The sequence below is a fragment of the Paenibacillus zanthoxyli JH29 genome (genome assembly GCF_000520715.1).
Lineage (GTDB): Bacteria > Bacillota > Bacilli > Paenibacillales > Paenibacillaceae > Paenibacillus_AQ > Paenibacillus_AQ zanthoxyli.
In genome coordinates, this window is the sequence record NZ_ASSD01000019.1 from 1 (window position 1) to 6,352 (window position 6,352).

Sequence of the window (6,352 nt, forward strand, 5' to 3'; positions counted from 1 at the left end):
CCCCGCAGCCATCGCTTCAAGAATGGCCAGCGGCATGCCCTCGCTGATGCTGGAGAGCAGAATGATGTCGAGCTGTTTCAAATATTGGCGCACATTAACCTCGCCTGTGAAAATGATATCCTGCACCTGCAGCGCTGCCGCCAGCTCAAGGCATTCGCGGTAATAATCTTCGTTCTCCTCCCAGGGGCCCAGAACGTGCAGCTCCGCTTCGGGCAGTTCCCGTTTAACCAGCGCAAAGCTTTGAATCATCATTTTGATATCCTTGATCGGTACGATGCGAACGATGGCGCCGAGCCGGAGGGGGCCGCCTTCCAGGGGAGGCCCCGCGACTTCCGCATAGTCGGCGACATTGACTCCGTTCGGGATAATGCTGATTTTCCGCTCGTCGCAGCCGATCTCAATTTCAATGTCGCGGTTGCGGCCAAAGAGTGTAATGACCTGATCGCTCATCGTATAAGCAGCCTCGGACAGCCGGTAGAAGTATTGAATCCACAAATCCTTGAAATAGCCCTGCACCCAGTCCGCCTTGATAATCTCTTCCTCTCTCTCGCGGGAATAAATGCCGTGCTCGGTGAGCAGATAGGGCTTGCCGTAGAGATGCTTGGCGAGGGCGCCGATGACTCCGGCGTACCCGGTTGACACGCTGTGGTACAGATCGGCTCTTGGAATATCCTCACGGATCGTCAGCAGCAGCGGCAGCATCATGGACCGGACGGTCCAGTACATTTCGGTGAACGGCACATGTTCATAATCTTCCTGGCAGCGTTTGGACAAGATTCGGAAAAATTCCCGGCTCATCAGAAATTGAACGGCGGAGGTAACCCGCCCTGAACGCAGCAAATCGAACAGACCGGCCCAATCCACCGCAGTGCCGCCGCCCAGCAGGGAGCCCAGCGCTTCATGCTCGGCGGGAGTGAGCCGGAGACGGTCCCTGCGCGGCTTTACCTCATTCAGATAGCTGTTCAGGAAGATTTCTTTCACTTCAACGATATTTGAAGGAAGCTGGTATTTGAAAGCCCCCCGCTGCTTCTCTTCCGCTCCAATAGCCAGAATAATAAACTCATGCTCTATCAGGCTGGTAACCAGAGAATGAATCCAACTGGAGACGCCCCCGGTGATATAGGGATAGGAGCCTTCCGCAATAATACATATTCTCATGAACTTATGCCTCGCTTAAATGAATAGTGAAGTCGGCTTTTCGGACGGTAATCAAGAAGATGCCGTCGCCGATTTTATCTGCAGAACAGCCTGACAGGCTCCCGACCTTTTTACGGGTCCGCAAGATAAAGTAAGACTCGTTCTCAAAAGGCTTCACCGAACCTTTGATAGAGCCGTCATCCTGCTGCAAATCCACCCTGCTTGTCAGCGTATTCTTCATATCGACGGCCGCTTCCATCGAAGTCTGGGCGCGCAGCCACGGGTAGCGCTCGTTCAATCCGGACATCATCTCGGAGAAGTTCTTGTACATACTCTCCCAGTTCATGTTCTTATTCCGCTTGGCATCAAGAATATCATCGGGATGGATGAAGTGGGAGAAAATCCCGTTAGCTGTCAGCACGCTTGCCGCCGCCCATCGTTCAAACGGGGTAGATTTATAACCGGATGTGACCCGTGGCATCTCCATAATACCGTCCTTCGCCAGCTCAAACTCCTGCACATACGATATTCCGGCAGCATCATCCGGAAAAAGAGAGGAGATCACAGCTAAATTCTTCCAGCCCGCTTTGATCGCTTCGCGTCCTTCCGGGCTGAGCACATTGGACGGAGGCACGTAGGTGAACATGGTATATTCGGGAAAGCCTTGTTTAGCATAATTTACAGCCTCTTGAATCGATTGCGTCATGTCGCTGGTGCTGTTCCAGGGCTGGTAATCGAACGCCGTGCTGGTATCAGGGTCCATCGTAAGCGACTGATGATTATAGCCATGCAGGCCGATTTCACCGCCGCTTTTAATAATTTCCCTGCCGTAACTGATCAGTCCGTTAGGGTCGGAATCGGATGGAGAACCAAAGGGCGGAGTCACGCGATTCTGGTAAGACTCAATCAGCACTGCGGTGTACTTAATATCATTTCGTTTGGCAACTCCAAGCATATCCGGCCACCATATTTCCTTAAAGAAGCCATGCCGGTTCAACTTGTACGTCTTGTAGATCGCATCATCAATCGAGCTGCCATACGGGGCCGGCCAGTCATCGATATAAACCACCTTTGAATTGAAGACAGGATAGATGAAGTCCGGCATCATCATGGAGATAGCCCCGGCAATCAGTCCGCGGTTGATCTTCTCCTGAAGCATCGTGCCATTGAACACCATGAAAGACCCTTTCCCGCTTGGGACGCTCCATATGAGCGGCGTTCCCTCCGAGGTCGTAGCGTGCACGGTGACCGAAGAATCCACTTCCACCTCCATCACCGTATTCAAGATAAATTTGTCATCGATGTGCAGCCCGGTTTCTCCAATCAGTACCTCATCCTCCAACTGCACCCCGGCCTCATCCTTATAATTTCCGGCGTTCAGAATGCCCAGCTTTCGATACAATCGGTAAAACGCATCATTTTGCTCCGGCATGGTGGTTAAGAAGACATGGCCCCCCTGATCCGTATAACTGGCCAAGACATCCGGACTGCCAATAGAAGAAAGGTCCGTGACCGTTAAAATGACTGCGGCGCAGCCTGAAGGCGTCAGCTTCTTTTTGCTCAGATCCGTTGTGACGGCTTCCTTCTTCATATATCCCAGTGTGCGGCTTACCTGCATATTGACTTTGGCGCTGAATTCGTCCGTGCTGTCATAGGCAAGACAATATGGGGGGCCGGACTGCGGGGAAAGAGAGGAGGCTGAGGCCGCTTCGGCCTTCCAGCTCTCGGTCAAATTCTCGTTATGCCGGCTGTGGCTAAACTGCTGGAAATACTGGGTTTGCGTCATGTACATGATCAATGCCAGCAGGATGATAAAGATGATGATGCTGTAAATGCGGGTATTCAGTTTCATAGGCTGCTTCATCATATTTTCATCAGGCTCCTTCCGACCAGAACCGAACTAATTTCAGAGCGTCGTTCGACAGACGAACGGGTGATTGCTTCAGCGCCTGGAGAGCCTGGTCGAACCTTTGCGGCGATCTTAGGGTGAAAGAAAGATTCATCTGTGCAAGATAGGATTCCTCGCGATACGGAAACCGCTCCATCATTAAGACTGCCGCCTGCTCAGCAGACAGATAGTTCCCTAGCTCCAGCTCAATTCGCATTTTCTGCTCATGTGCTTCGAATGCGTGAGGATCTGCCTCCGTCCAGTGCTGCAGCACATCGGCAAGAGAAGCTTTAAGCTGCAACAGGGTGCTTCCATCCAGAAATCCGCTTCGCATGTAATTCTGCAGCACCTCGGCATAGGAGGCCAGGAAATGGGCATCATCCCGGCTCGTCTCGTAGCGGACGGCAAATTCCTGCAAGGCATGATTTAGCTTGCGCTTGATCTCCACAACCGCGCTAACAGCATAGTGGGAGGTTTCGGTGTCCTCATTGCCGACAGCCATGCGCAGCACTTCCAGATATTCGGTCGCATCCTGCTTAAGCAGATCAATCATCGTCCGGCGGCGCGAGGTTAAATCGTTAACCAGCAGCGCTTCTTCGAGCGGTACAATATTCAGTTCCTTCTCGTCCTCGGACAAATGTGAAACCTTCAGATGATCGGGTTGCTCATCCTGGCGGAGGTACGTTTCCAGCGTTTGGATACGCTGCGATTCATCGGACGGCCGCTGCTGCCGCCAGAACAAAGGAAGCAGAAAGCCGATGAGCGGGAAAGCGGCCGCAAAGGCTACCTTTACAGCCGCTTCAGGCATGGATCGCCGAAAGCGCAGGAAGAAATAACAAGCGCATGCCGCTACATACATTAGATAAAGGAGCCTATACATAGAAGGATTCCATCCCTTCATGCAGATGCACGCCTTTTTCTGACAAACGGTCCATTACAAATTGGGCATCTTTCTGATTGGAGTTGCTAAGCAGGATCAGCAGTTCCCCGTCTTCCGATAGACCCAGATAATCGGTCTCGCGCAGGGAAGTATGGATAATCTCGGCCAACTCAGCGGATGCGTTCCATAGTCCGGTGGAGAGCAGCACATAATCAACGCCGAATCGCTCGCTGGCGGCCTGCTTGCTGGCCAGGATGCTTTTGAAAGCCTCTGTCCGCAAAATCCGGCCATCCGCCCCGTCTATATACCTGCGGTCACCTGCGGCTTCAACGTAGGCATGGGCGCGCGACAGCGAGGAGGATATGAGATCCACCACCGTCTTAAACAGGTTCTGATAATACTGGGTGAAACGGCTGAACTCGACGGTATGAACGGATACGACGGCAACGACTTCTTCTCCGCTAAGGACCGGAGCGGCAAGCAAGGGGAGTCCGGGCACCAGCTCCTTATTGACATATAGACGTTTGCCTTCCATCAGGGACTTAATATGCGGATGCTCATCTACTTTCAAGGACCGGGCAGCAGCCAGGGAAGCGCCGGAGGAATGGGCGGCCAGACGCAAATATTGCTTGGATTTGTTGACGATGTAAATGCTGACCTGATCGGTCCTCATGATTTTCTCAACCACGCCGACCGCCTCAAGGAAGATTTTTTCCGGCTCCAGGCTTTCCAGTTCCTTGGTTACCGCATTGATTTTGCCGAAGCTGTCCTCGGTTGTCCTGATTTGCTCTTGAAGTTCGTCTTTGACTGAGCGTGTATCTTCATACACCTCATACAGAAATGTGTATTTTTCACCGGCCTGGGCCAGCTGCCGCTCGGCGCGGTTAAGCTTATTGATGCGGTGCTCGACGCTGTAACCGACGACAAGACCGATGAACAGATACAGAGCCATCTGGAAGAACAAGGTCGTATCATAAAGCAAGGAAAGCAGGTCGCGGCCGTTATCCAGCTTCTCCTGAATGAACAGAAGAACAGACAGCATCACGGCAAGCATGGACTGGCGGCTGCCATACAGAATGCCCATGACGATAATATAGATCAGCTTCAAATCAAGTCCGGCAAATTCTGTGCTTTCCAGAGGGCTGTCAATCAAGGCGAGCCCAGCAAATGCAATGAGATTTTCCGCGTAAGGCAGCAGACGGTTCAGCTTCTTGCGCAAAGTCGAGTTTTTTCTTGATGCGGAGGGTTGTTCGGATGGCTCGCCTTGTTTGTCGGATTTCCAGTTGCAAGTTCTATGTAGTCCTTCCTGCAGAGAGTATTTGGGAGCCCAATCCAGATCATGCATAATACGGCTGTTATCCAGCACCTGGCGGTAAGCATCGCCTTCACGGGCCGAAGCGTAGTTGATGCGCGCTTCGCCGCCTTGCAGAATCTGAAGCTCATCAATTAGCCCATTAATCGAGCTCTCTTGGCCTGCCGATAAATTGTAGACGCCGCTGATCGGGGAGTAGGAGGCCCTGAATATAGCGTCGGCGACATCCTCGACGTAGATGAAGTCGCGGGTCTGATTACCGTCGCCGTAGACTGTGATGCCGTTTCCTTTCATCAATTGGTTCATCAAAGCGGAAACCACACCGCCCTTGCCCTTGTTCCCCTGACGCGGCCCGTAAACATTGGACATCCGGAAGCAAACGGTATCCAGTCCGTATATTTCCTTCCACTTGGCGCAGTAAGTTTCCCCTATCATTTTATTGATCCCATAAAGAGAGCGGGGGGAGAGGGGGGCGGTTTCAAGTAAAGGAGCATCTTCGCTGATTCCATAGACTGCTGCCGAGGACGCAAAAATAAATTTCCGGACGCCATACCGGCTTGCCAGCGTCAGCATGTTGGATAACCCGAGAACATTGGACTCTGTATCCTGAGGAGGAGATTCCATTGATGCGGCGCCGCCGGTTTGCGCGGCCAGGTGGATTACGGCATCGAACTTGTTACTGCGGAATACCTCCTCGCATTTGGGATCATTAATAGAAAGAACATATCCTTTGTGCGAAAATTGGATATTGCGTTTGCTTCCCGATGACACATCATCAATAATGTAGACATCATAGCCTTCTTTGTGAAAGCGGTCGGATACATGAGATCCGATAAAGCCGTAGCCGCCTGTGACCAACACTTTCATACTGCTTCTCCGTTCTATCGAAAAAATAATAGACTTTATTCCCACTTTTGTTACCCATATTATACGTCCTATAGGACTATTTTGGCTAGTCCTTTAGTATGATAGATTCGAAGTGAAGACGAAATTTTGCGCACCATTGTTCATTATAATCAAAGCGAGGAATAATTGCATGAAAAAAAAGAAACAACTCTCCACGGCAGCAAGCCTGATTGTGACATCGGCCATGTTGATACTTTTGTGCGGCGGAGCGGTGACCGGTAGCCGGCAG

General features: G+C 51.7%; 4 protein-coding genes. All 4 read right to left on the minus strand.

Going from position 1 to position 6,352, the window contains the following annotated elements:
* On the minus strand, positions 1-1,158 hold a 1,158-nt coding region (gene pelF, locus L691_RS0100845; protein ID WP_025688174.1), incomplete at its 3' end, for a GT4 family glycosyltransferase PelF.
* A gap of 4 nt (positions 1,159-1,162) precedes the next feature.
* Positions 1,163-3,004, minus strand: coding sequence for a DUF2194 domain-containing protein (locus tag L691_RS0100850; RefSeq protein ID WP_025688176.1), 1,842 nt, complete (start codon positions 3,002-3,004; stop codon positions 1,163-1,165).
* Between the two features lie 7 nt (positions 3,005-3,011).
* Positions 3,012-3,884, minus strand: coding sequence for a hypothetical protein (locus L691_RS0100855; protein WP_156934115.1), 873 nt, complete (start codon positions 3,882-3,884; stop codon positions 3,012-3,014).
* 13 nt (positions 3,885-3,897) lie between these two features.
* Positions 3,898-6,084 (minus strand): NAD-dependent epimerase/dehydratase family protein, encoded by a 2,187-nt coding sequence (locus L691_RS0100860; protein WP_025688178.1) that lies wholly within the window; start codon positions 6,082-6,084, stop codon positions 3,898-3,900.
* Positions 6,085-6,352 lie beyond the last annotated feature (268 nt).

Excerpts from the sequence above, each read along its gene's own strand:
- L691_RS0100850 (WP_025688176.1), bottom strand. The coding sequence starts at position 3,004 with ATGATGAAGCAGCCTATGAAACTGAATACCCGCATTTACAGCATCATC.
- L691_RS0100855 (WP_156934115.1), bottom strand. The coding sequence starts at position 3,884 with ATGTATGTAGCGGCATGCGCTTGTTATTTCTTCCTGCGCTTTCGGCGA.
- L691_RS0100860 (WP_025688178.1), bottom strand. The coding sequence starts at position 6,084 with ATGAAAGTGTTGGTCACAGGCGGCTACGGCTTTATCGGATCTCATGTA.